Here is a 19180-nt window from a genome sequence, read left to right as displayed (position 1 = left end):
GTCAGGGCAGGACAGCGACTTGTCGCAGCCCAGTGGTTTCGGGCAGATCGAACATGAGGTTCATGTTCTGCACCGCCTGGCCGGCGGCACCCTTGACCAGGTTGTCCTGGACGACCAGCACCACCAGCGTATCGCCCCCCGCCGGGCGGTGCACGGCAATGCGCAGCATGTTGGACGCACGCACCGAGCGCGTCTGCGGCAGGCTGCCTGCGGGCATGACATCGACGAAGGGTTCGTCGGCGTAGCGCTGTTCATAGAGCGCCTGAAAATCGGTGTCGAGCGCGTCGGGCAGGATACGCAAGTACAGCGTGGAAAACATGCCACGAATCATGGGCACCAGATGCGGGACGAAGGTGATGCCCACCGGTGTGCCCGCGATGCGGGTAAGGCATTCGGCGATTTCGGGATGATGGCGATGGCCGGCCACCCCGTAGGCCGCGAAGTTGTCGGCGGCCTCGGAAAACAGGGAACCGACCTGCGTCTTGCGCCCCGCGCCCGACACCCCCGACTTGGAATCGGCAATGACGTGGCCGACATCGACCAGCGGACGCCCGGCCTGCAAAATGGGGGCCAGCCCCAGCAAGACGGTGGTGGGATAGCAGCCCGGATTGCCGACCACCCGCGCCTGGCGGATGCGGTCGCGGTCGAGTTCGGGCAGGCCGTAGACGGCATCGCGCAAGATGGCTGGGCAGCTGTGCGGCATCTTGTACCAGCGCTGGAAAGCGTCGATGTCCTGCAGGCGGAAATCGGCGGCGAGGTCGATCACCCGTACGCCGTGTTCGAGCAGGCCAGGAGCCTGTTCCATGGCCACGCCATGGGGGGTGGCGAAGAAGACGACGTCGCATTGGTCGAGCGCGGCTTCTTCAGGTGTCTGGAAGCGCAGATCGACGTGCCCGCGCAAGTTGGGAAACATGTCGGCCACCGGCATGCCGGATTCTTTACGCGAGGTGATGGCATGCAGCCGCACGTCGGGGTGCTGCGACAGCAGGCGCAGGAGTTCGACCCCGGTATAGCCCGTGCCCCCGACGATACCGACCTTGATGCGTGGTGCTGTGCTCATTGCTGCAAAATCCTGTGCTGAAGGCGAAAGATTCATTATCCCATGCGAACCTGGCGGCGCAAGCCCGTGGGCGGCCAGGGGGCCACCCACCGACCGGGTCGCCAGCCGAGCACCGGCGGGGTCGCCAGGCACCGGCACATCCGATATACGGCAAAAAGCCCCGGCTGTGCGAACAACCAGGGCTTTTGCGGCACCGCCAGGTGGCCAGGCCACCTGCGAAGCGGGATCAGCGCTTGCTGAACTGCTTGCGGCGACGGGCCTTGTGGAAGCCGACCTTCTTGCGTTCGACCTCGCGCGCATCGCGCGTGACCAGGCCGGCCTGCTTGAGCGGCGACTTCAGGGTTTCATCGTATTCGATGAGCGCGCGCGTGATGCCGTGGCGCACGGCACCGGCCTGGCCGGATTCACCGCCACCGTGCACGTTGACGTGGAAGTCGAACGATTCGAGGTGGTTGGTGAGCACCAACGGCTGGCGCACGACCATGCGGCCCGTTTCACGCGCAAAGTATTCGTCAACCGGACGGCCGTTGACGACGATCTTGCCCGTACCCTTTTTCAGAAACACCCGCGCCACCGAAGTTTTGCGGCGGCCAGTGCCGTAATTCCAATTACCGATCATGATGGCCTATCCTCAAATATCCAGGGTTTGCGGCTGCTGCGCGGTATGCGGGTGCTCGGCACCGGCATAGACCTTGAGCTTCTTGGCCATGGCATAACCCAGCGGGCCCTTGGGCAGCATGCCCTTGACGGCCTTTTGCAGGGCACGGCCCGGAAAACGCTGCTGCATTTTCTGGAAGTTGGTTTCCGTGATCCCGCCCGGATAGGTGGAGTGACGGTAATAGCGCTTGTCGGTTGCCTTGGCGCCGGTGACAACCAGCTCGGCGGCGTTGACGACGACGATGTAATCGCCCGTATCGACGTGCGGCGTGAATTCGGGTTTGTGCTTGCCACGCAGACGGCGTGCGACTTCGCTGGCCACACGGCCGAGGACCTTGCCCTTGGCGTCGATCACAAACCAGTCACGCTTGACTTCATGCGGCTTGGCCACAAAGGTCTTCATGATGGTGTTCCTGATGAAATGAATGAATTTTTCGCAGTATCTGGCTCATACCAGCCTGGGCTTTATGACGCTGAAAGCAGTGCCCGCAGCAAGCCCGTACAGATACGAATACAAACGAAAATCCCACCATTATACATAAACTCACGCCAAATAAACCACCCCAGCCCCGACGCACCCAGCCCCGACGCACCCAGCCCCGACGCACCCAGCCTTGACGCACCCAGCGCCAACAACCCCCACCGCCCCATGCCCCAGGCAGACCGCGGCTGGCCGCAGGCACAGCGCCTGTTCCGCACGGTCGGCCAGTGCCGAATGCTGACGAAGGCAGGGCGGGGCGCAGCCCCGTCCGAACGAGGCAGATTCGGGCAGCCCGACCACCGGGAGGGCCACTGGCTGGGGCGGAACAGGCGCTGTGCCTGCGGCCAGCCGCCCTTAAGAACCCAACAACGAAACCCAACAAAGGAACCCAACAGCAGAACCCAGCACACCCGCACCAACCAAAAAGGCACCCCAAAGAGGTGCCCTTGAAAACAGCCGCGCAACAGCCCTGCGACTATTTCTTTTGACGCGCCAGCGCGGCGCCCAGATAGTTGTCGTACGAGCCTTCGGCCACGCGGAACCAGGGCACCACGTTGTCGCGGAAGGCCATGTAGTTGTCGTAGATCTTCTTGAAGCCCGCGTTCTTGTCGCAGAATTCTTTATAGACCTCGCTGGACGCCTTGAACGAGGCATCCATCACTTCGCGCGGGAAGCTCTTGAGCACGGCGCCGCTGGCGATCAGGCGGCGCAGGGCCTCGGGGTTGTGGGTATCGTAGTCTTCGACCAGCTTATTGCCCGCGGCGCGCGAGGCGATCTCGATGACGGACTGGTAGGCCTTGGGCAGCTCGGCGTAAGCCTTGTCGTTGACGTACAGCGACACCTGGGCGGAGCCCTCCCACCAGCCCGGATAGTAGTAATACTTGGCCACTTTCTGGAAGCCAAGTTTTTCATCGTCCACCGGCCCCACGAACTCGACGGCATCGAGCGCGCCTTTTTCCAGCGAAGGGTAGATGTCGCCTGGCGGCACCTGCTGCGGGATGACGCCCATGCGCGAGAGCACTTCGCCGGCAAAGCCCGCGGTGCGCATCTTCAGGCCTTTCAGGTCGTCCACCGTCTTGATTTCTTTACGATACCAGCCGCCCATCTGCGTGCCGGTATTGCCGAAAGTGAAGTTGACGATGCCGCGCGGCGCGAAGAGTTCGCGCATGAGTTTCATGCCGTCGCCCTCGTACATCCAGGCGTTCATCTGGCGCACATTGAGGCCAAACGGCACGGCGGTGTCGAAACAGAACGACGGATCTTTGCCGTAGTAATAGTACGAAGCCGTCTGGCCGCACTCGACCGTGCGGTTGCCGACGGCGTCCATGACGCCGTAGCCCGGCACCAGTTCGCCCGCCGGGTACAGGCGGATGTTGAAATTGCCATCCGTGAGATCTTTGACCATGCTGCAAAACAGCTGTGCCGTCGAGAACAGCGGCGGCAGCGAAGGCCCGTAGGTGGACGTCATTTTCCAGTTGATCTGGGGATTGGCCTGCGCGATGGCGGGAGCGGCCACGGCGGCGGTGCCTGCAACGGCCCCCAAGCCGGCACGTTTCAGAAATGCACGACGCTGCATAGTGCTGTTCTCCTGGTGTGATATTCGAATGAAACGCTCTGATATTACACTGCGGCCCGGCCCGGACGTAACACGTTGCACACCGGGCGCGCAGGCCTGCGGCCCCTATTGTCCAGCCACCGCCATCTGCTCGATGAGCACCGAACCCGTGGCCTTGGCCCCGCGATGATGCACGTCGGCCCCTACGGCCACGATCTGGCGGAACATCTCGGCCAGATTGCCGGCAATGGTGATCTCGTGCACGGGATGCTGGATCTGCCCGTTTTCGACCCAATAGCCAAAAGCCCCCCGGGAATAATCACCCGTGACGTAATTGACCCCCTGGCCGATGAGTTCGGTGACCAGCAGCCCCGTGCCCAGCTTGCGCAGCATGGCGGCGAAATCGTCTTCGGGACGCGTGAGACGCGAACGCAGACTGAGGTTGTGCGAGCCGCCGGCATTGCCCGTGGTGGCCAGGCCCAGCTTGCGCGCCGTATAGGTGGACAGGAAATACCCCGTGAGCGTGCCGTGGTCGACCACGCGGCGCGCCTGCGGGCGCACCCCTTCGCCATCGAAGGGCGAGCTGCCCTGGGCACCCGGCACATACGGGTTTTCGACCACGTCGAGGTGGTTGGCCAGCACGGGCTTGCCCAGGGCGTCGAGCAGAAAGCTGGCCTTGCGGTACAGCGCGCCGCCGCTGGTGGCCTGCACCAGCGCGCCCAGCAGGCCCGCCGCCAGCGGCGCCTCGAACAGCACGGGAAAGCGCCCGGTCTTGAGACTGCGCGCATTCAGCCGCGACAAGGCGCGCTCGGCGGCGTAGCGCCCCACTTTGGCGGGCGCCGCCAGGTCTTGCGCGCGGCGCGCCGAGGTATACCAGAAGTCGCGCTGCATGCCGTCGCCCGTGCCCGCGATGGGCGCCACCGACAGGCTGTGGCGCGAGTAGGGATAACCGCCCAGAAAGCCGCGCGTGTTGCCCAGCACGAAATGGCCTTCCATGGTGTCGAGCGAGGCGCCTTCGCTATTGGTGATCTGCTTGCTGGTGGCCAGGGCGGCGCGTTCGGCGGCAATAGCCAGGCGCGTGGCCCCCTGGACGTCGATGTCCCAGGGATGATGCAGATCCAGATCGGGATAATGCAGCGCCAGCTGATCGGCATCGGGCAGGCCCGCCGCCGGGTCTTCCGCCGTGTGGCGCGCGATATGCCAGGCGGCCTCGACCGTGCGCTGCAGGGCGTCGGCGGAGAAGTCGGAGGTGGAGGCCGAACCGCGCCGCTGGCCAGCAAACACGGTGACCGCCAATGAACGGTCGCGCGTCTGCTCGATGGTTTCGAGCGCGCGATGGCGCACGGCCACCGACAAGCCGCGGCTTTCGGAGACCTCTGCCGCGGCATCGGAGGCGCCCACCGCGCCCGCACGGCGCAGGACGTCGCTCACCAGTTCGCGGAACTGGGCCTGCTGGACGGGGATGTCCAGAAAATCGTCGGTGTGTTCTTTCATGCGCAATCTGCCGGATACGAGACGGTTATGATAGCCAATTGGAGATCATTTTATGCCTGAACCCACAGACAGCCTGCCGCCGGACGGCCTCGAGGACATCGACCAGCGCCCCAGCAAGTCGCAGGTCAAGCGCGACCTGCACGCCCTGCTCGACCTCGGCCGCGAGCTGATTGCGCTGCCCGCCTCGCGTCTGGCGCAATTGCCCCTGGAAGAATCCACTCGCGAGGCCATCGCCCTGGCCCAGCGCATCCACAGCCACGAAGGGCGGCGGCGGCAGACGCACTACGTCGGCAAGCTGCTGCGCCGTGCCGATGCCCCGGCGCTGCGCCGACAGCTCGACGAATGGGCCAATGGTTCGCACGAGCAAACCCGCTCGATGCACCGGCTCGAGGCCCTGCGCGAGCGCCTGCTCGACAGCGACGACGCCCTGACCCGACTACTGCAAGACTACCCGCAGCTGGACATCCAGGCGCTGCGCGCGCAAATCCGCGCCGCCCGCAAAGAAGCGCGCGACAACGCCGCCCTGCCCGACGGTCGCGAACCGGCCCGCAAGCACTATCGCGCCCTGTTCCAGACGCTGAAACAACTCGACTTCAAGGACGATGCCCGCAATGACACTGGAGACCATTGAGCGCACCACGGCCCCCTCCCCCACGCACAGCGTGATCTGGCTGCACGGCCTGGGGGCCGATGGCCACGACTTCGAGCCGATCGTCCCCGAGCTGGCCGACGCGCGCCTGCCGGGCATCCGCTTCGTCTTTCCGCACGCCCCCATCATGCCGGTGACGCTCAACCAGGGCATGCCCATGCGCGCCTGGTACGACCTCTACGGCCTGGATCGCGATGCCCGCGAGGACATCGACGGCATCCGCGCCACACGCCAGGCCGTGATAGAACTCGTCACCCGCGAGGCCGAGCGCGGCGTCCCGCGCGAACACATCGTGCTGGCGGGGTTTTCGCAGGGCTGCGCCATGGCGCTGTACACAGCCCTGCGGCTCGAACACCGGCTGGCGGGCATCATCGGCCTGTCCGGCTACCTGCCGCTGCGCAACACGCTGGCCGCCGAGCGCCACCCGGCCAACGCCCAGACACCGGTATTCCTGGCGCACGGCACGCAAGACCCCGTCGTCCCGATGGCCTACGCCGAAACCAGCCGCGACGTGCTGCTGGGGCTGGGGCAGCCAGTGCAGTGGCACACGTATCCGATGCCGCACGGGCTGCATCCGCAAGAGCTGGCGGATATTCGGGAATTTTTGGTGTCCGTGTTTGCCGATTAAGGGAAGGTGTTGGGGGCGTCTTGGGTTGAGGCAGCCCTCTACGTCGCGCCTTGGGAGCTTCTTGGACTGAGGCAGCCCTCCACGTCGCGCCTTGCAAGGCGCTCCGATTCGATAGGCTATCAACCGTCCGCAGGGACGGTTGATAGTCCGATCTCATCCACCTCGCGGCCTGCATGCCGCTCCGATGAATCTGGCACGAAATAGCCCGCAGGGACTATTTCGTGTCCAGATTCATCCACACCCTTCTCATGCCTGGGTCTTCCTCGTCTGGATCGTTTTGCAGGCCCAGAGAGGTCATGAGGGCGAGCATGGCGCGGTTGGTGGCGAGCACGATGCCCTCGATGTAGCTGAGGCCTTGCGTGCGGGCCACGCGGATGAGGCTGCCCATCAGTTCAGCCCCCAGGCCGCGGCGCTGCCAGTCGTCGGCGATGACCAAGGCGTATTCGGCGCCCTGGCCATCGGCGTTGCGCAGGTAGTGTGCAAAGCCCACGATGCGCTCGCGCAGCAGGCCCCGGTTCTCGGGGTTGGGCACCTGCACCGTGGCCACCAGCGCCACCTCGCGGTCGTAGTCGATGCGCGTGTAGCGCGCCAGCATGCGCGGGGTGAGTTCGCGCAGCATCGACACGAAACGCATGTAGCGCGACTCGTCGGACAGCCCGCGCACGAATTCTTGCAAAAGCGTGGCATCTTCGGGCCGGATGGGCCGCTGCAGCCATTCCTGCCCGTCGCGCATCAGCATGGGGCGCACCATGCGGCGCGGGTACGGGTGGATGGCCATGTGCCGGTAGGCGCGGTTCTCGGGGCGCTCGCCGTCGTAATTGGGATCGACGTGCACCTGGATGTCGCCGGCAAACAGGCTGGTGTCGTCCCACCACAGCGGATCGATCGTGAGGGCGCGCACGCCAGGCAGCTCGCTGACGATCTCGGAGATGCGTTCGAGGGATTCGCGCAGCTGCTCGAACACCGCCGGGCTGACGTCGCGCTCGAGCACGCGCGACCAGAACTTGCCGCGCTGGATGAGCTGGCGCGCCAGATAGTTGTTGAGCGGCGGCATCTCGATCTCGCGGTGCGGCGAGGCCAGCCGGGCGGTGCGTCCACCCGGCCCGAACTGGATGTAGGGGCCGAAGTGCGCATCCTGGCGGACATGGATGGCCATGGGCAGGTTCTGGCGTGCCGGTTCGGGCGCGGATTGATCTTCGACGCGGATGGGTACGTGGAAGCAATCGAGCAGCCAGCGGCAACTGGCGCGGTCGAGCGTCGCCCGACCCGACATGATGGCGTCGTTGAGCAGCGCCCGCGCCTCGTCCAGGCGTGGTGCGCGGTTGAGCATCTCGGGCGGCAGGGCCTGCTGCGCGAGCATCTGGTTGTAATGGTACGTGGACAGGATGCCGAAGGCATTGGCCGCGGATTCGGGCGTACGAAAGGCCGGCAGGCCCACGGCATCGAGCCGGTGCCGCTGGGGGCGCATCGACTGGTCGCCCAGGAAGCACGAGATGATGGGCTTGCTGGCCCCCTGGGAAAACCGCGCCAGGGCCTCGGCGGCGCGATCCATGTCGGTCAGCGCGTCGGGCGCGATCAGCACCAGCACGCCATCGACGTTGCCGTCGTTGGCCAGCAAGGTGAGCGCCTGGTGCAGCCGGGCCGGGTCGAGCGGCGCGTGGCTGACGACCGGGTTATCGACCACCGCCCCCGGTTCGAGCAGCGCGCGCAGGTCGCGGCGGGTTTGCGTGCCCAGGTCGGCGCAGGACACCGGCCCACCCTGCCCGACGGCATCGAGCGCCAGATGCGCCGCACCGTGGCCGTTGGAAAAGAGCGCAATGCGGCGGCCCCGCTGCCGCCGGGCATGCACCAGCACCTTGAGAGCCGAAAACAGCTGCACGAAAAAGCGGATGCGCACCGCCCCCGTGCGACGCAGCAGGGCATCGAAGACGGCGTCTTCGGCGGGATTGGCATCCGCGCCATGCTGGCTGGCCTTGAGCACGATGACCGGCTTGACGCTGGCGGCGGCATTGAGCGCGCTGGTGAAGCGCCGCGAGGAATCGGCCTCTTCGAGGTACAGCACGATGCTGTCGGAACGCGGATCCATCGACAGGTATTCGAGCACCTCGGCCACTGTGACGCCGGAGGAATCGCCCGTGGAAACCACTGCGGAAAACCCCAGCTGGATATCGCCCGCCCAGTCGAGCACGGCGGCGGCCACCATGCGCGACTGGGCCACCAGCGCCACGCGCCCGACCGGCGCCCCCTGGGCTTCGAGCCCCAGGTTGAGCCCCAGGTGGGGCCGCTGGATGCCCAGCGCCCCCGGCCCGAGCACCAGGCAGTCGTTCATCTGGCCCCAGGCCTGGCAGTAGGTGCGCGTTTCGAGGGGATTGGCCGAAGGGGTTTCGTGGGGCAGCAGCACCAGGGCGCGCGGACGATAGCGCTTGATGTCGCCCAGGGCCGCGGGCAGGCTGGCGGGGTCGATGGACAGCAGGGCCATGTCGAGCCGCTGGCCCTTTTCCAGGAAGCCGAGGGTTGCGGGCAGCTGCCAATGGCCGCGTTCGTCGATGCGCACGGACGCGATGCGATCTTGCAGCAAGGCGGGCGGCGCCTGTACGACCGGCAATTCGTGAGAGCTGAGAACCAGCAAGGAGCGCGGCTCGAACAAAGCCGCCAGACGATGACGCAGCATGAATATGGCCTCGGACACCCGAATACGGGCTGTCCCTTTAAAATACAGGGTTTCTACCCTGATTCTACAGGGGTTTCCCGAAAAAACCCCACTTGCCAACCACCATGACCGTCTCTGCTCAGCGTCCCGTGCGCACCCGTTTTGCCCCGTCTCCCACCGGTTACCTGCACCTGGGGGGGGCCCGCACAGCCCTCTTTTCCTGGGCCTTCGCACGCCACTATGGGGGCACCTTCGTGCTGCGCATCGAGGACACCGACCTCGAACGCTCCACGCCCAAAGCCGTCCAGGCCATTCTCGACGGCATGCAGTGGCTGGCGCTCACGCCCGACGAAGGGCCCTTCTACCAGATGCAGCGCATGGATCGCTACCGCGCGGTCATCGCCGACATGCTGGCCAAGGGCACGGCCTACTATTGCTACAGCACGCCCGAAGAAGTCGAGGCCATGCGCGAGCGCGCCCGCGCCATCGGCGCCAAGCCCCGCTATGACGGCACCTGGCGCCCCGAGCCGGGCAAGACCCTGCCGCCCATCCCCGAAGGCATCCGGCCCGTGGTGCGCTTTCGCAGCCCACTCGAAGGGGTGACGGCCTGGGACGATCTGGTCAAGGGCCCCATCAGCTTCGACAACGGCGAACTCGACGACCTGGTCATCGCCCGCCCGGACGGCACCCCCACCTACAACTTCTGCGTCGTGGTCGATGACTGGGACATGCAGATCAGCCACGTCATCCGCGGCGACGACCACGTCAACAACACCCCCCGCCAGATCAACATCCTGCGGGCGCTGGGCGCCGAGCCGCCGCGCTACGGCCACGTGCCGATGATCCTCGGGCCCGATGGCGAAAAGCTCTCCAAGCGCCACGGTGCCGTGAGCGTCATGGAATACGACAAGCTGGGCTACCTGCCCGAGGCCATGGTCAACTATCTGGCGCGCCTGGGCTGGAGCCACGGCAACGACGAGCTTTTCACCCGCGAGCAGCTGGTCGAGTGGTTCGATCCGCGCCACCTCAGCCGCTCGGCGGCCCAGTGGGATCCAAAAAAGCTCAACTGGGTCAATGCCCACGTGCTGCGCCAGCACAGTCCCGAAGACCTCGCCCAGCGCGTCGCGCCGCGCATCAGCCGCCGCGGCGGCAACCCGCAGGCAGCCGATCTGCCCGCCATCATGGCGCTGCTGCGCGAACGCAGCGAAACACTGGAAGACCTGGCCGAAGGCGCCCTGCTCTTCTGCGGCCCCTACCGGCCTGCCTGCGCCGAACTGCGCGCCGAAGTGCTCGATGAGGCCGCCGTCAGCCTGCTGCGCGCCTTCCTGGTGCAATCCCAGGCGCAGGCAGACTGGTCCGAAGCCGGGCTCGACGCCCTCATCAAGGCCTTCATCAAAGAGCACGGCGTGAAAATGCCCAAGCTCGCCATCCCGCTGCGCGTGGCGGTCACGGGTCAGAAACACACGCCGTCGATCGGCGCCGTGCTGGCCCTGCTGGGACGCACCACGGTGCTCGAGCGGCTGGAAGCCAGCCTGAAGGCCTGAACCTCAGAAGGGCAGGCGGTAGCCGGGCGACATGCGGCGCGCCCGCACCAGCCCGTTGGCCCCCTGGAAGCGCAGTTCGGCGGTATCCACCCGGATGATCCGGTAGCGGTTGGTGTAGATCGGGTCTTTGAGATTGACCTGCACACCGTTGGATTCGAGCGTGCGCAGCACCAGCTGGCCGCCCTCGTGCGACCAGCAGCCCGATTCTTCCAGCCCCTGCGAAGGGGTGCGCGGACGCTTGATCTGCTCGACGTAGTTCATGGTGCCGTCGGGGTTCAGGGTATAGAGCGTGCGCAACGACCCCGCCACCCCTTTTTGCGCGGTGACGGACAGCCAGTTGCCCACCAGTTTTTCGCCCGCGGGCACCGGGGTGCAGGTCGGCACGACCACGGCGGCGGGCGCGGACGCCACTGGCGGCCGGGTGGGCGCGCAGGCGCTCAGGCCACCCAGAACGGCCGCGCCCAGGGCGGCCATGGAAAGACGAATGAATCGCATTACTTGATCCTGTTCATGACAATTGTCATTCAATAGCCCCGCCTGCGGCAGGGCCGATCCTGCCGGGCAGGCGCACGCGGCCTACAATTCCGGCGTGCCTGCGCGATCTTGCAGGGAAACGAATATTCTACTGACATGAGCCATTCCGTACTTGTCACTTTGCACCTTTATGCAGCCATCATGTTCGTGGGCACGGTGTTTTTCGAGGTGCTGATTCTCGAAGGCATCCGCAAGCCGCTGGGCCGCGACACCATGCGCAGCGTCGAGCTGGCCATCGGGCAACGGGCGCGGCGCATCATGCCCTTCGTCATGATCGTCCTGTTCGGCGCCGGCCTGGGCATGGCCTGGCAGTTCCGCGAGGCGCTGGCCCACCCCTTCGCCAGCCACTTCGCCACCCTGCTGTGGATCAAGATCATCCTCGCCTTCAGCGTGCTGGGGCACTTCATCTTCGCCATGACCATGAGCGGCAAGGGCAAGCTGAAGTCGCGCCACTTCCAGCTCATCCACCTCAGCGTCTTCTGCCACGTAGTGCTGATCGTCTTCCTGGCCAAGGCGATGTTCTACCTGTGATGGAAGCCAGCGGCGAAGACGCGTAATATCTACTCCTTTGTTCCTGGAGCTTTGCCATGACGACTGCCAAGAAGGCGGCGGCATCCCCCGCCGAGAAACCCGCCACCAAAACAGCCACCAGCAAGAAAACGGCGACCAAACCCGCCGACATCGGCACCGCCAAAAAAGCCGCAACCGCCAAGAAGCCCGCCGCCAAAGCCAGCGACAAGCCCGTCAAGAAAGCCACGACCAAGGCCCCCAGCCGCGTCAAGAAGGCGGCCAGCAAGCCCGAAGCCGCCGCGCCCGCCGCCCGCACCGACCTCAACCCGGCGGGCAACTGGCCTTTTCCGCTCTCACCCCGCCCCTGAGCACAGGCCCGCGCGCCGTCCGGCAAATACGCATACCCGATCTTCCCGCGTCCGCCCAGCCTACCCCCCGCTGCTTGCCCCCTCACCGCTTGCAAACGACCCGGATCGGCTCGGACGCGCGGACAACTTGCCGCCGCTTTTGCGCTGATGCGACAATGGCGCACTTATTGCTGTCTGCGAGCAAGGCATGGTCCGTGACATCCTGATTTTCCTGATTGACATCATCTTCCAGCTGTTTGGCATCGCGCTCATCTTGCGCGCCTGGATCTTCGCCATCCGGCTGCATCCGTTCAATCCGTATTCGCAAGCCGTGCTGCGTGCCACCGACTGGTTGGTGCAACCCATCCGCCGCGCCGTACCCGTCAGCGGACGCTTCGACTGGCCCACCATCCTCGCGTGCTGGGTCACGGCCATGCTGTATCTGCTGCTCACCTGGTTCATCGGCACGGGCGGCACGCTGCCGCCCGCCTCGGCCTTCGGCGCCGTGCTGCTCAGCGGCCTGTTGGTAGGCCTGAAGTGGCTGTTCAACATCATCGTCTGGGTCACCCTGATCCAGGCCGTGCTGTCGTGGATCAACCCGCTGTCGCCCGTCATGCCGGTGCTCTACACCCTGACAGCGCCCTTGCTCGACCCCATCCGCCGCGCCCTGCCGCGCATGGGCGGGCTCGACCTCTCGCCGCTGGTGCTGCTGGTCATCGCCCAGGTGCTGATGATGGTGCTCAACCACCTGGCGTTTTCGGCCTTCGGGGCCTGAGCCCCGCGCCAACGCGAACCCCGCAGCGGCCTGCGCGGTGACGCACGGGCCGCTGTCGTGCTTACATCGGTACGATGCGCGTGGGGCCGCCGCCGCTGATCACCTGCACCCGCTGCCCTGAGCTGAGCTGGATGTCGTTGGCCTGAGCCACGACGCGGGTCTCGCCATTATCGAGGCGCACGGTGATTTCCAGGCCCTGGGTCTTGTTGACCTGATTTTCGGCGGCATTACCCGCCAGGCCGCCCAGCAGGGCACCACCGATGGTGGTGAGAATCTGCCCGCGCCCACCGCCAATGGCGCTGCCCGCCACGCCGCCCAGGGCACCCCCGGCCAGGGCACCGACGCCGGACGACTGATCAGACTGGATGACCACCGGGCGTACGGACACCACGGTGCCATAACGCACCACCTGCTCTTGCTGGGCCTGGCCATAGCTGTAGACCGAGCCCGAGGCCGACTGGTTGGCGCAGCCCGCCAGGGCCAGCACTGACAGGCCCAGGCCCGCCGCTGCCATCAGGCGCACAAGGCGCGTTTGCACCGGAACATGAAGGACCGTCATGGGAGGTCTCCTGTAAAACGTAAAACAAACACAAACAACAAGCACAAATGCCTTGTTTGACACACAAAGCACGAAAGCGTTCAAACCCGTGCCCACGCTGACGCGCGGGCCTGAAACCCGATCAGGCCAGCTTGCCCGCATCGATACCATAATGCAAGCGCAGCACCGCAGCGATCTCGACCCGCGTGGGCGCGTGATTTTGCGGCCCCTGGCTGGCCACCTTGAAGCCGCCCATCACGTTGGCCAGGCAGCAGGCGTCGCGCAGCGACCAGTCGTTCACCAGGCCGTACAGCAGGCCCGCCCGATGCGCGTCGCCGCAACCAGTGGGATCGACCACCCGGGCAACCGGCGCCGTGGGAATATGCACTTGCTCGCCCCCAGTGTACAGAGTGGCGCCCTCGGCCCCGCGCGTGACGACGGCGGCGCGCAGGCCCGCGGCGATCTCGGGCATCTTGCGCCCCAGGCGGTCTTCGATGACGCTGGCTTCGTAGTCATTGGCCGTGAGCACGGCGGCCATGGCGATCATGCGGCGCAGGTCATCGCCGTCGAACAGGGGCATGGCCTGCCCGAGATCGAAGACAAACGGGATGCCAGCGGCCTTCAGGCGTTCGGCGTGGACGAACATGCCGTCCTTGGCGTCGGGCGACACGATGGCCCAGCGGGCGTCATGCCCGGTGAGGTCATTTTCGGCCGAATGCAGCATGGCGCCCGGGTGAAACGAAGCGATCTGGCTGTTGTCCAGGTCGGTGGTGATGTAGCACTGCGCCGTGTAGGTGTCAGGCACCACCCGCACCAGGCTGGTGTCGATACCCAGGTCACGCAGACGCTGCAGATAGTCTTCGGCATCCTGGCCGATAGCACCCACGGGCACGGGATGGCCGCCCAGCAGCTTCAGGTTGTACGCGATGTTGCCCGCGCAGCCGCCAAACTCTTTGCGCAGGGATGGCACGAAGAAAGACACGCTCAGCGACTTGAGGTTGTCCGCCAGGATGTGGTCGCGAAACCGGCCCTCGAAGACGGCGATCGTGTCGAACGCGATCGAGCCGCAAATCAGTACGTCCTGAGTCTGAGTCTGGGTCATGAGAATCCTTATGGGTAGAACAAATCGAGCTGGTAGCCGTTGATGCGCAGCCCGGTGAGGGTCAGGGGCACCCGGACCAGCACCTCGCTGTGCGCGGCAAAGGGGCGCTGCGGCGGCCGCGTGCCGAGGTAATCCGCAGGCGCCAGATTGCGCCGCACCAGCAGGGTGCCCGCGCTGTCTTTGAGATCGAGCACCAGCGTGGGCCATTCTTGCGGATACGCGGCCTGGTTGCGCAAGGTGAGCTGCAGGACGAAACGCTGCTGCTCTGGCGCCGCGGCCGTCGGCCCCGCCGCCGGGTTGATCCGGGGCACCGCATCGTCGGCCCGCAGGGCCGAGCCGGTGATGGCCAGCAGCGAGGCCTCGCGGGCATAGGGCACCCGGCACTGCAGGTAGACGCACGCCTGTTCGAGCACCGGGCGCGTGATGGGCAGCGTCTGGGCCAGCTGCCCCCGGTACACGTACAGCAGCTGCAGGCCGAACACGAACACCAGCGCCATCAGCAGGATGCCGCCTACGAAACGGGCGACGCCCAGCCACCAAGGCGCGGCGTCGGGCTGCATCAGGGGGGCCGCCGTGCCGCCCAGCGAGCGGTGGCCGGGCCGGGCGTCCACGACGAAAGGTTCGGCCGCCGCGCCAGGCCCCACCTGGGGTTCGAGCCGCTCGGACGGCAGGGAAACCGTGGGCTCCCGCCAGGCGTCGGCGGCGGGCGCATCCCAGGAGATCGAAGGTTCGTCCTCGGCCAGGATGGGCGCCTCGTGCGGCTCCGTAGCCTCGCGCCCCGAGCGGAACACCTGGGGCAAAGGGGCCGACGTCGGCCCCGGGGCCGCGCCAGGCCCGACCGGCACCCAGGCGTCTTCTTCAGGCAGGGGCTCGTCGGCCACGCTCACGACCGGGCCCGAGGGCACGCGCGTCAGGCCGGCGGCCTGGTTGGGCATGGCGCGGGCCGATGGCGCGCCCGGCGCATCCGAGACGACTTCGGCATAGCCATCGAAAATATGGGCGCACTGGATGCAGCGGATGTATCCCTTGCGCAGCTGCAGGTCGGACAGGCTGGCCTGAAAAACGGTGCCGCACTTCGGGCAGCGCGTGGTGAGATCCATGCCCCTGCCCTCACCGATCAGGCGCAACGGCCCGCCAGGCACACCCAGCCATCACGGGCGGCCCAGACGGACAGCGGCAGCCAGGGCGCATAGGCCTGGGCGACTTCGTCGGCCTGGCGCTCGAGCACGCCGGAGAGCACCAGCGCCCCGCCGGGCGCCACCCGTGCCGCCAGCATCGGCGCCAGCACCTTGAGGGGATTGGACAGGATATTGGCTACCACGACCTCGCTGGTGCCCGCCGAGAGGCCGTCCGGAAGGCTGGCCTGAACCTGGGCGCGATTGACGGCGGCGTTTTGCCGGGTGGCCTGCACGGCCTGCTCGTCGATGTCCACACCGCGCACCTCGCCCGCCCCCAGCAGCTTGGCGGCAATCGCCAGGATGCCCGAGCCGCAGCCGTAGTCGAGCACCGTCTGGCCTGGCCGCAGATGCGCCGCCAGCCATTCGAGACACAAGTGCGTGGTGGGATGGCTGCCCGTGCCGAAGGCCAGGCCCGGATCGAGCTCGATGCGTACGATGCCGTCGTGCTGTCCGGCCGCGGGCAGACCGGCGTCTTCGCGGTGCCAGCTGGGCACGATCCAGATGCGCTCGCCCACCGTGATGGGCCCGAACTGCGATTGCGTCAGGCGCACCCAGTCGGCGTCGGGCACTTCGCGCACGCGCCAGGCGGACGCATCGGGCGTGCCGCCCAGGGCATCGAGCGCGGCCAGCAGCTGCGCCGGGTCGTCGCCATCGGCGAGCAAGGCCACCAGACGGTTGCGCTGCCAGGCAAGGGTTTCGGGCTCGGAGCCCGGCTCGCCGAACAGCGCCTGTTCGCGCTCGGTGTCGCCATCGGCGTCTTCGACGGAGACCGACAGGGCCCCCGCTTCGAGCAGGGCATCCGACCAGGCCTCGGCCTGGGCTTCTGTGCAATGGAGCACCAGTTCACGCATGGGACGGCCTCAGCTGTTGCGCTGCGCGAGCATGTGTTCGAGATAGTGGATGCTGGTGCCGCCCTGGATGAAATGGGGGTCTTGCAGCAGCTCGCGGTGCAGCGGAATGTTGGTGCGCACCCCTTCGACAATCATCTCGGACAGCGCGATATCCATGCGCATGATCGCCTGGTGGCGATCGTCGCCATACGCGATGAGCTTGGCGATCATGGAATCGTAATAGGGCGGCACGGTATAGCCGGTGAACACGTGCGAATCCATGCGCACCCCGGGGCCGCCCGGCACGTGCCAGTTGGTGATCTTGCCAGGGCTGGGCGTGAACTTGTGCGGGTCTTCGGCGTTGATGCGGCACTCGATGGCGTGGCCATGCAGGTGGATGTCGCGCTGGCGCAGCGTGAACTTCTCGCCCGCGGCGATGCGGATCTGCCACTGCACGAGATCGAGCCCGGTGATCATTTCGGTGATCGTGTGCTCGACCTGGATGCGGGTGTTCATCTCGATGAAGAAGAATTCGCCGTTTTCGTACAGGAATTCAAAGGTGCCCGCGCCCCGGTAGCGCATCTTGCGGCAGGCCTCGGCGCAGCGTTCGCCAATCTTTTCGATGAGCGCACGCTCGATGCCGGGGGCCGGTGCCTCTTCGATGATTTTCTGGTGGCGGCGCTGCATGGAGCAATCGCGCTCGCCCAGCCAGACGGCCTTGCCCGCGCCGTCGGCGAGAATCTGGATCTCGATGTGGCGCGGGTTTTCGAGGAATTTTTCGAGGTAGACCTCGGGGTTGTTGAAGGCCACCCCGGCTTCGGTGCGCGTCATGGCCACGGCGTTGATGAGCGAGGCTTCGTCGTAGACCGTGCGCATGCCGCGCCCGCCGCCGCCGCCCGCGGCCTTGATGATGACCGGATAGCCGACCTGGGCGGCGATGCGCCGGATTTCTTCGGGGTCGTCGGGCAGCGCGCCGCCCGAGCCGGGCACCACCGGCACGCCGGCGTCGATCATGGCCTGCTTGGCGCACACCTTGTCGCCCATGACGCGGATGCTTTCCGGACGCGGACCGATGAAGACGAAGCCGCTTTTCTCGACGCGTTCGGCGAAGTCGGCGTTTTCCGACAGAAAGCCATAGCCCGGGTGGATGGCCTCGGCGTCGGTGACTTCGGCGGCCGAAATGAGCGCAGGCATGTTCAGGTAGCTGTCGCGCGGCGAAGCCGGCCCGATGCAGACGGATTCATCGGCCAGGCGCACGTACTTGGCCTCGCGGTCGGCCTCGGAGTGCACCACGACGGTCTTGATGCCCAGTTCGCGGCAGGCGCGTTGAATCCGCAGGGCGATTTCCCCACGATTGGCAATGAGAATCTTCTCGAACATGGCTTAGCCGATGATGAACAGAGGTTGGCCGTACTCGACGGGCTCGCCGTTTTCAACCAGGATTTCTTTGATGACGCCCGACTTGTCGGCCTCGATCTCGTTGAGCAGTTTCATGGCTTCGATGATGCACAGCGGGTCGCCTTCTTTCACCGTCTGGCCCACTTCGACAAAGGCCGGAGAATTGGGGTTGGGCGCGCGGTAGAAGGTGCCCACCATGGGCGCCTTGACCTGATGGCCCTGTACCACGGGCGCGGCCGCCGCAGGGGCCGCGGCACCCGCCGGGGCGGCGGCGACGACTTGTTGCGCGGGGACGGCCACGGGCGCGGCCGCCACCACCGGAGTCTGGGAAAACTTGACAATGCGGACCTTACCTTCGCCTTCGGTGATTTCCAGCTCGGCGATACCCGAATCGGCCACCAGGTCGATCAGCGTTTTCAGTTTTCTGAGATCCATGAGAAATGATTCCTGTGTGCAGGCCGCGACATGGCAGGCCCAAGATGATTGGATGCGGGCGGCACAAACAAATTTGCCGTCGGTCTGCCCCAGACGAGGGGAAGAATCTACGACGGCCACCTGATGCCCGGCGATCGGGGGCCGACAGACAGCCACAACCCGAACGCATCAGCCCTTCAAACCGCCTTTTTACGCTAAAAACAGCGATTTGTCCATTAAAAATGGGCACTCCAGCCGCTGCCCCAGCAAAATTGAAACTTAAAGTATCTGCTGCAAACGCTGCTGCAAATCGGCTTCCTTGAGTTCGCCGATGACGAAGGAAGCGGCATGTCCCTGGCGGTCGAACAGCACGGTGAACGGCAGGCCGCCGCCCTTGTTGCCCAGTTCGCGCATCAGGGGGATGCCCTGCGTGCCGGTGAGCAGCAGCGGGTACGAAACCTTGATCTTGTCGAGGAAGCGCACGACATTGGCCCGCGTATCGACCGCCAGACCCAATACCAGAAGACCCGGGTGCTGGTGGTGCACGGATTCGAGCAGGGGCATTTCACGCACGCAGGGCGCACACCAGCTGGCCCAGAAGTTCATCAAAATGGGGCGCCCCAGGTACTGGGCCAAGGGCTGGCTGGCGCCGTCGAGCGCGTCGAATGCGCGCCCGAACACGGGGCTGGCGGGCAGCAGCGACGCCCCGGCCCGCCCGGCACCAACTGTCAGACCGCAGCACACGGCCCCGCGCAGGAATGTCCGCCTGTCCATCCTTTCACCACCTGTAAAACCTGTTGCGAGGCCATCATAGCACTGGGGCCTACCCTACAATA

General features: G+C 66.0%; 20 protein-coding genes. 6 read left to right on the top strand and 14 right to left on the bottom strand.

Going from position 1 to position 19180, the window contains the following annotated elements:
- Window position 1: 1 nt before the first annotated feature.
- The 5 genes from argC to pmbA form a co-directional block, all read right to left on the bottom strand.
- Window positions 2-1060 (bottom strand): N-acetyl-gamma-glutamyl-phosphate reductase, encoded by a 1059-nt coding sequence (argC, locus tag CCA01S_RS05290; protein WP_066455082.1) that lies wholly within the window; start codon window positions 1058-1060, stop codon window positions 2-4.
- A 226-nt stretch (window positions 1061-1286) separates the two neighbouring features.
- Window positions 1287-1679, bottom strand: a complete 393-nt coding sequence (gene rpsI, locus CCA01S_RS05285; protein ID WP_066455080.1) for a 30S ribosomal protein S9 — start codon at window positions 1677-1679, stop codon at window positions 1287-1289.
- 12 nt (window positions 1680-1691) lie between these two features.
- Window positions 1692-2120, bottom strand: coding sequence for a 50S ribosomal protein L13 (rplM, locus tag CCA01S_RS05280; protein WP_066455077.1), 429 nt, complete (start codon window positions 2118-2120; stop codon window positions 1692-1694).
- A 553-nt stretch (window positions 2121-2673) separates the two neighbouring features.
- Complete coding sequence (locus CCA01S_RS05275) at window positions 2674-3774, bottom strand: TRAP transporter substrate-binding protein (protein ID WP_066455076.1); 1101 nt, start codon at window positions 3772-3774, stop codon at window positions 2674-2676.
- Between the two features lie 105 nt (window positions 3775-3879).
- Window positions 3880-5247, bottom strand: a complete 1368-nt coding sequence (pmbA, locus tag CCA01S_RS05270) for a metalloprotease PmbA (RefSeq protein WP_066455074.1) — start codon at window positions 5245-5247, stop codon at window positions 3880-3882.
- A 52-nt stretch (window positions 5248-5299) separates the two neighbouring features.
- Between pmbA and yjgA the strand changes: the two genes are divergently transcribed.
- Both yjgA and CCA01S_RS05260 read left to right on the top strand, forming a co-directional pair.
- Window positions 5300-5878: a ribosome biogenesis factor YjgA gene (gene yjgA, locus CCA01S_RS05265; protein ID WP_066455072.1), complete on the top strand. Its 579-nt coding sequence runs from the start codon at window positions 5300-5302 to the stop codon at window positions 5876-5878.
- On the top strand, window positions 5850-6524 hold the full coding sequence (locus CCA01S_RS05260) for an alpha/beta hydrolase (RefSeq protein WP_066455071.1): 675 nt from the start codon (window positions 5850-5852) through the stop codon (window positions 6522-6524). The genes yjgA and CCA01S_RS05260 overlap by 29 nt, the downstream gene beginning before the upstream one ends.
- A gap of 214 nt (window positions 6525-6738) precedes the next feature.
- Here CCA01S_RS05260 and CCA01S_RS05255 read toward each other — a convergent pair whose 3' ends face one another.
- Window positions 6739-9195, bottom strand: coding sequence for a bifunctional acetate--CoA ligase family protein/GNAT family N-acetyltransferase (locus tag CCA01S_RS05255; RefSeq protein WP_066455069.1), 2457 nt, complete (start codon window positions 9193-9195; stop codon window positions 6739-6741).
- A 104-nt stretch (window positions 9196-9299) separates the two neighbouring features.
- Between CCA01S_RS05255 and gltX the strand changes: the two genes are divergently transcribed.
- Window positions 9300-10718, top strand: coding sequence for a glutamate--tRNA ligase (gene gltX, locus CCA01S_RS05250; RefSeq protein WP_066455063.1), 1419 nt, complete (start codon window positions 9300-9302; stop codon window positions 10716-10718).
- Window positions 10719-10721: 3 nt separating this feature from the next.
- On the opposite strand, the gene CCA01S_RS05245 is transcribed toward gltX, so the two are convergent.
- Window positions 10722-11213, bottom strand: a complete 492-nt coding sequence (locus tag CCA01S_RS05245; protein WP_066455061.1) for a hypothetical protein — start codon at window positions 11211-11213, stop codon at window positions 10722-10724.
- A 135-nt stretch (window positions 11214-11348) separates the two neighbouring features.
- Here CCA01S_RS05245 and CCA01S_RS05240 point away from each other — a divergent pair, with 135 nt between their 5' ends.
- From CCA01S_RS05240 to CCA01S_RS05230, 3 genes are all read left to right on the top strand, one after another.
- Window positions 11349-11783, top strand: a complete 435-nt coding sequence (locus tag CCA01S_RS05240; RefSeq protein WP_066455057.1) for a CopD family copper resistance protein — start codon at window positions 11349-11351, stop codon at window positions 11781-11783.
- 56 nt (window positions 11784-11839) lie between these two features.
- Window positions 11840-12130: a hypothetical protein gene (locus CCA01S_RS05235; RefSeq protein ID WP_066455054.1), complete on the top strand. Its 291-nt coding sequence runs from the start codon at window positions 11840-11842 to the stop codon at window positions 12128-12130.
- A gap of 187 nt (window positions 12131-12317) precedes the next feature.
- On the top strand, window positions 12318-12884 hold the full coding sequence (locus tag CCA01S_RS05230) for a YggT family protein (protein ID WP_066455051.1): 567 nt from the start codon (window positions 12318-12320) through the stop codon (window positions 12882-12884).
- Between the two features lie 61 nt (window positions 12885-12945).
- Here CCA01S_RS05230 and CCA01S_RS05225 read toward each other — a convergent pair whose 3' ends face one another.
- From CCA01S_RS05225 to CCA01S_RS05195, 7 genes are all read right to left on the bottom strand, one after another.
- On the bottom strand, window positions 12946-13443 hold the full coding sequence (locus tag CCA01S_RS05225; RefSeq protein ID WP_066455047.1) for an outer membrane lipoprotein: 498 nt from the start codon (window positions 13441-13443) through the stop codon (window positions 12946-12948).
- 121 nt (window positions 13444-13564) lie between these two features.
- Window positions 13565-14524, bottom strand: a complete 960-nt coding sequence (locus CCA01S_RS05220; protein ID WP_066455045.1) for a carbohydrate kinase family protein — start codon at window positions 14522-14524, stop codon at window positions 13565-13567.
- An 8-nt stretch (window positions 14525-14532) separates the two neighbouring features.
- Window positions 14533-15624: a zinc-ribbon and DUF3426 domain-containing protein gene (locus CCA01S_RS05215; protein ID WP_066455041.1), complete on the bottom strand. Its 1092-nt coding sequence runs from the start codon at window positions 15622-15624 to the stop codon at window positions 14533-14535.
- 17 nt (window positions 15625-15641) lie between these two features.
- On the bottom strand, window positions 15642-16553 hold the full coding sequence (prmA, locus tag CCA01S_RS05210) for a 50S ribosomal protein L11 methyltransferase (protein ID WP_066455039.1): 912 nt from the start codon (window positions 16551-16553) through the stop codon (window positions 15642-15644).
- A 9-nt stretch (window positions 16554-16562) separates the two neighbouring features.
- On the bottom strand, window positions 16563-17912 hold the full coding sequence (gene accC / locus CCA01S_RS05205) for an acetyl-CoA carboxylase biotin carboxylase subunit (protein WP_066455028.1): 1350 nt from the start codon (window positions 17910-17912) through the stop codon (window positions 16563-16565).
- Between the two features lie 3 nt (window positions 17913-17915).
- Complete coding sequence (gene accB / locus CCA01S_RS05200) at window positions 17916-18365, bottom strand: acetyl-CoA carboxylase biotin carboxyl carrier protein (protein ID WP_066455027.1); 450 nt, start codon at window positions 18363-18365, stop codon at window positions 17916-17918.
- Between the two features lie 258 nt (window positions 18366-18623).
- Window positions 18624-19118 carry a TlpA family protein disulfide reductase gene (locus CCA01S_RS05195; RefSeq protein WP_084386508.1) on the bottom strand — a complete coding sequence of 165 codons (495 nt, stop codon included), beginning with the start codon at window positions 19116-19118 and terminating at the stop codon, window positions 18624-18626.
- Window positions 19119-19180: the final 62 nt, after the last annotated feature.

Source organism: Castellaniella caeni NBRC 101664, assembly GCF_001592225.1.
GTDB classification, from domain to species: domain Bacteria; phylum Pseudomonadota; class Gammaproteobacteria; order Burkholderiales; family Burkholderiaceae_B; genus Castellaniella; species Castellaniella caeni.
The sequence above is the reverse complement of the archived record's forward strand: the minus strand, read 5'-3'. Positions and strand labels throughout refer to the sequence as shown.

Bases quoted from the DNA above. Each gene is read 5' to 3' on its own strand.
- argC (WP_066455082.1), bottom strand. From the start codon at position 1,060: ATGAGCACAGCACCACGCATCAAGGTCGGTATCGTCGGGGGCACGGGC.
- rpsI (WP_066455080.1), bottom strand. From the start codon at position 1,679: ATGATCGGTAATTGGAATTACGGCACTGGCCGCCGCAAAACTTCGGTG.
- rplM (WP_066455077.1), bottom strand. From the start codon at position 2,120: ATGAAGACCTTTGTGGCCAAGCCGCATGAAGTCAAGCGTGACTGGTTT.
- CCA01S_RS05275 (WP_066455076.1), bottom strand. From the start codon at position 3,774: ATGCAGCGTCGTGCATTTCTGAAACGTGCCGGCTTGGGGGCCGTTGCA.
- pmbA (WP_066455074.1), bottom strand. From the start codon at position 5,247: ATGAAAGAACACACCGACGATTTTCTGGACATCCCCGTCCAGCAGGCC.
- yjgA (WP_066455072.1), top strand. From the start codon at position 5,300: ATGCCTGAACCCACAGACAGCCTGCCGCCGGACGGCCTCGAGGACATC.
- CCA01S_RS05260 (WP_066455071.1), top strand. From the start codon at position 5,850: ATGCCCGCAATGACACTGGAGACCATTGAGCGCACCACGGCCCCCTCC.
- CCA01S_RS05255 (WP_066455069.1), bottom strand. From the start codon at position 9,195: ATGCTGCGTCATCGTCTGGCGGCTTTGTTCGAGCCGCGCTCCTTGCTG.
- gltX (WP_066455063.1), top strand. From the start codon at position 9,300: ATGACCGTCTCTGCTCAGCGTCCCGTGCGCACCCGTTTTGCCCCGTCT.
- CCA01S_RS05245 (WP_066455061.1), bottom strand. From the start codon at position 11,213: ATGCGATTCATTCGTCTTTCCATGGCCGCCCTGGGCGCGGCCGTTCTG.
- CCA01S_RS05240 (WP_066455057.1), top strand. From the start codon at position 11,349: ATGAGCCATTCCGTACTTGTCACTTTGCACCTTTATGCAGCCATCATG.
- CCA01S_RS05235 (WP_066455054.1), top strand. From the start codon at position 11,840: ATGACGACTGCCAAGAAGGCGGCGGCATCCCCCGCCGAGAAACCCGCC.
- CCA01S_RS05230 (WP_066455051.1), top strand. From the start codon at position 12,318: ATGGTCCGTGACATCCTGATTTTCCTGATTGACATCATCTTCCAGCTG.
- CCA01S_RS05225 (WP_066455047.1), bottom strand. From the start codon at position 13,443: ATGACGGTCCTTCATGTTCCGGTGCAAACGCGCCTTGTGCGCCTGATG.
- CCA01S_RS05220 (WP_066455045.1), bottom strand. From the start codon at position 14,524: ATGACCCAGACTCAGACTCAGGACGTACTGATTTGCGGCTCGATCGCG.
- CCA01S_RS05215 (WP_066455041.1), bottom strand. From the start codon at position 15,624: ATGGATCTCACCACGCGCTGCCCGAAGTGCGGCACCGTTTTTCAGGCC.
- prmA (WP_066455039.1), bottom strand. From the start codon at position 16,553: ATGCGTGAACTGGTGCTCCATTGCACAGAAGCCCAGGCCGAGGCCTGG.
- accC (WP_066455028.1), bottom strand. From the start codon at position 17,912: ATGTTCGAGAAGATTCTCATTGCCAATCGTGGGGAAATCGCCCTGCGG.
- accB (WP_066455027.1), bottom strand. From the start codon at position 18,365: ATGGATCTCAGAAAACTGAAAACGCTGATCGACCTGGTGGCCGATTCG.
- CCA01S_RS05195 (WP_084386508.1), bottom strand. From the start codon at position 19,118: ATGGACAGGCGGACATTCCTGCGCGGGGCCGTGTGCTGCGGTCTGACA.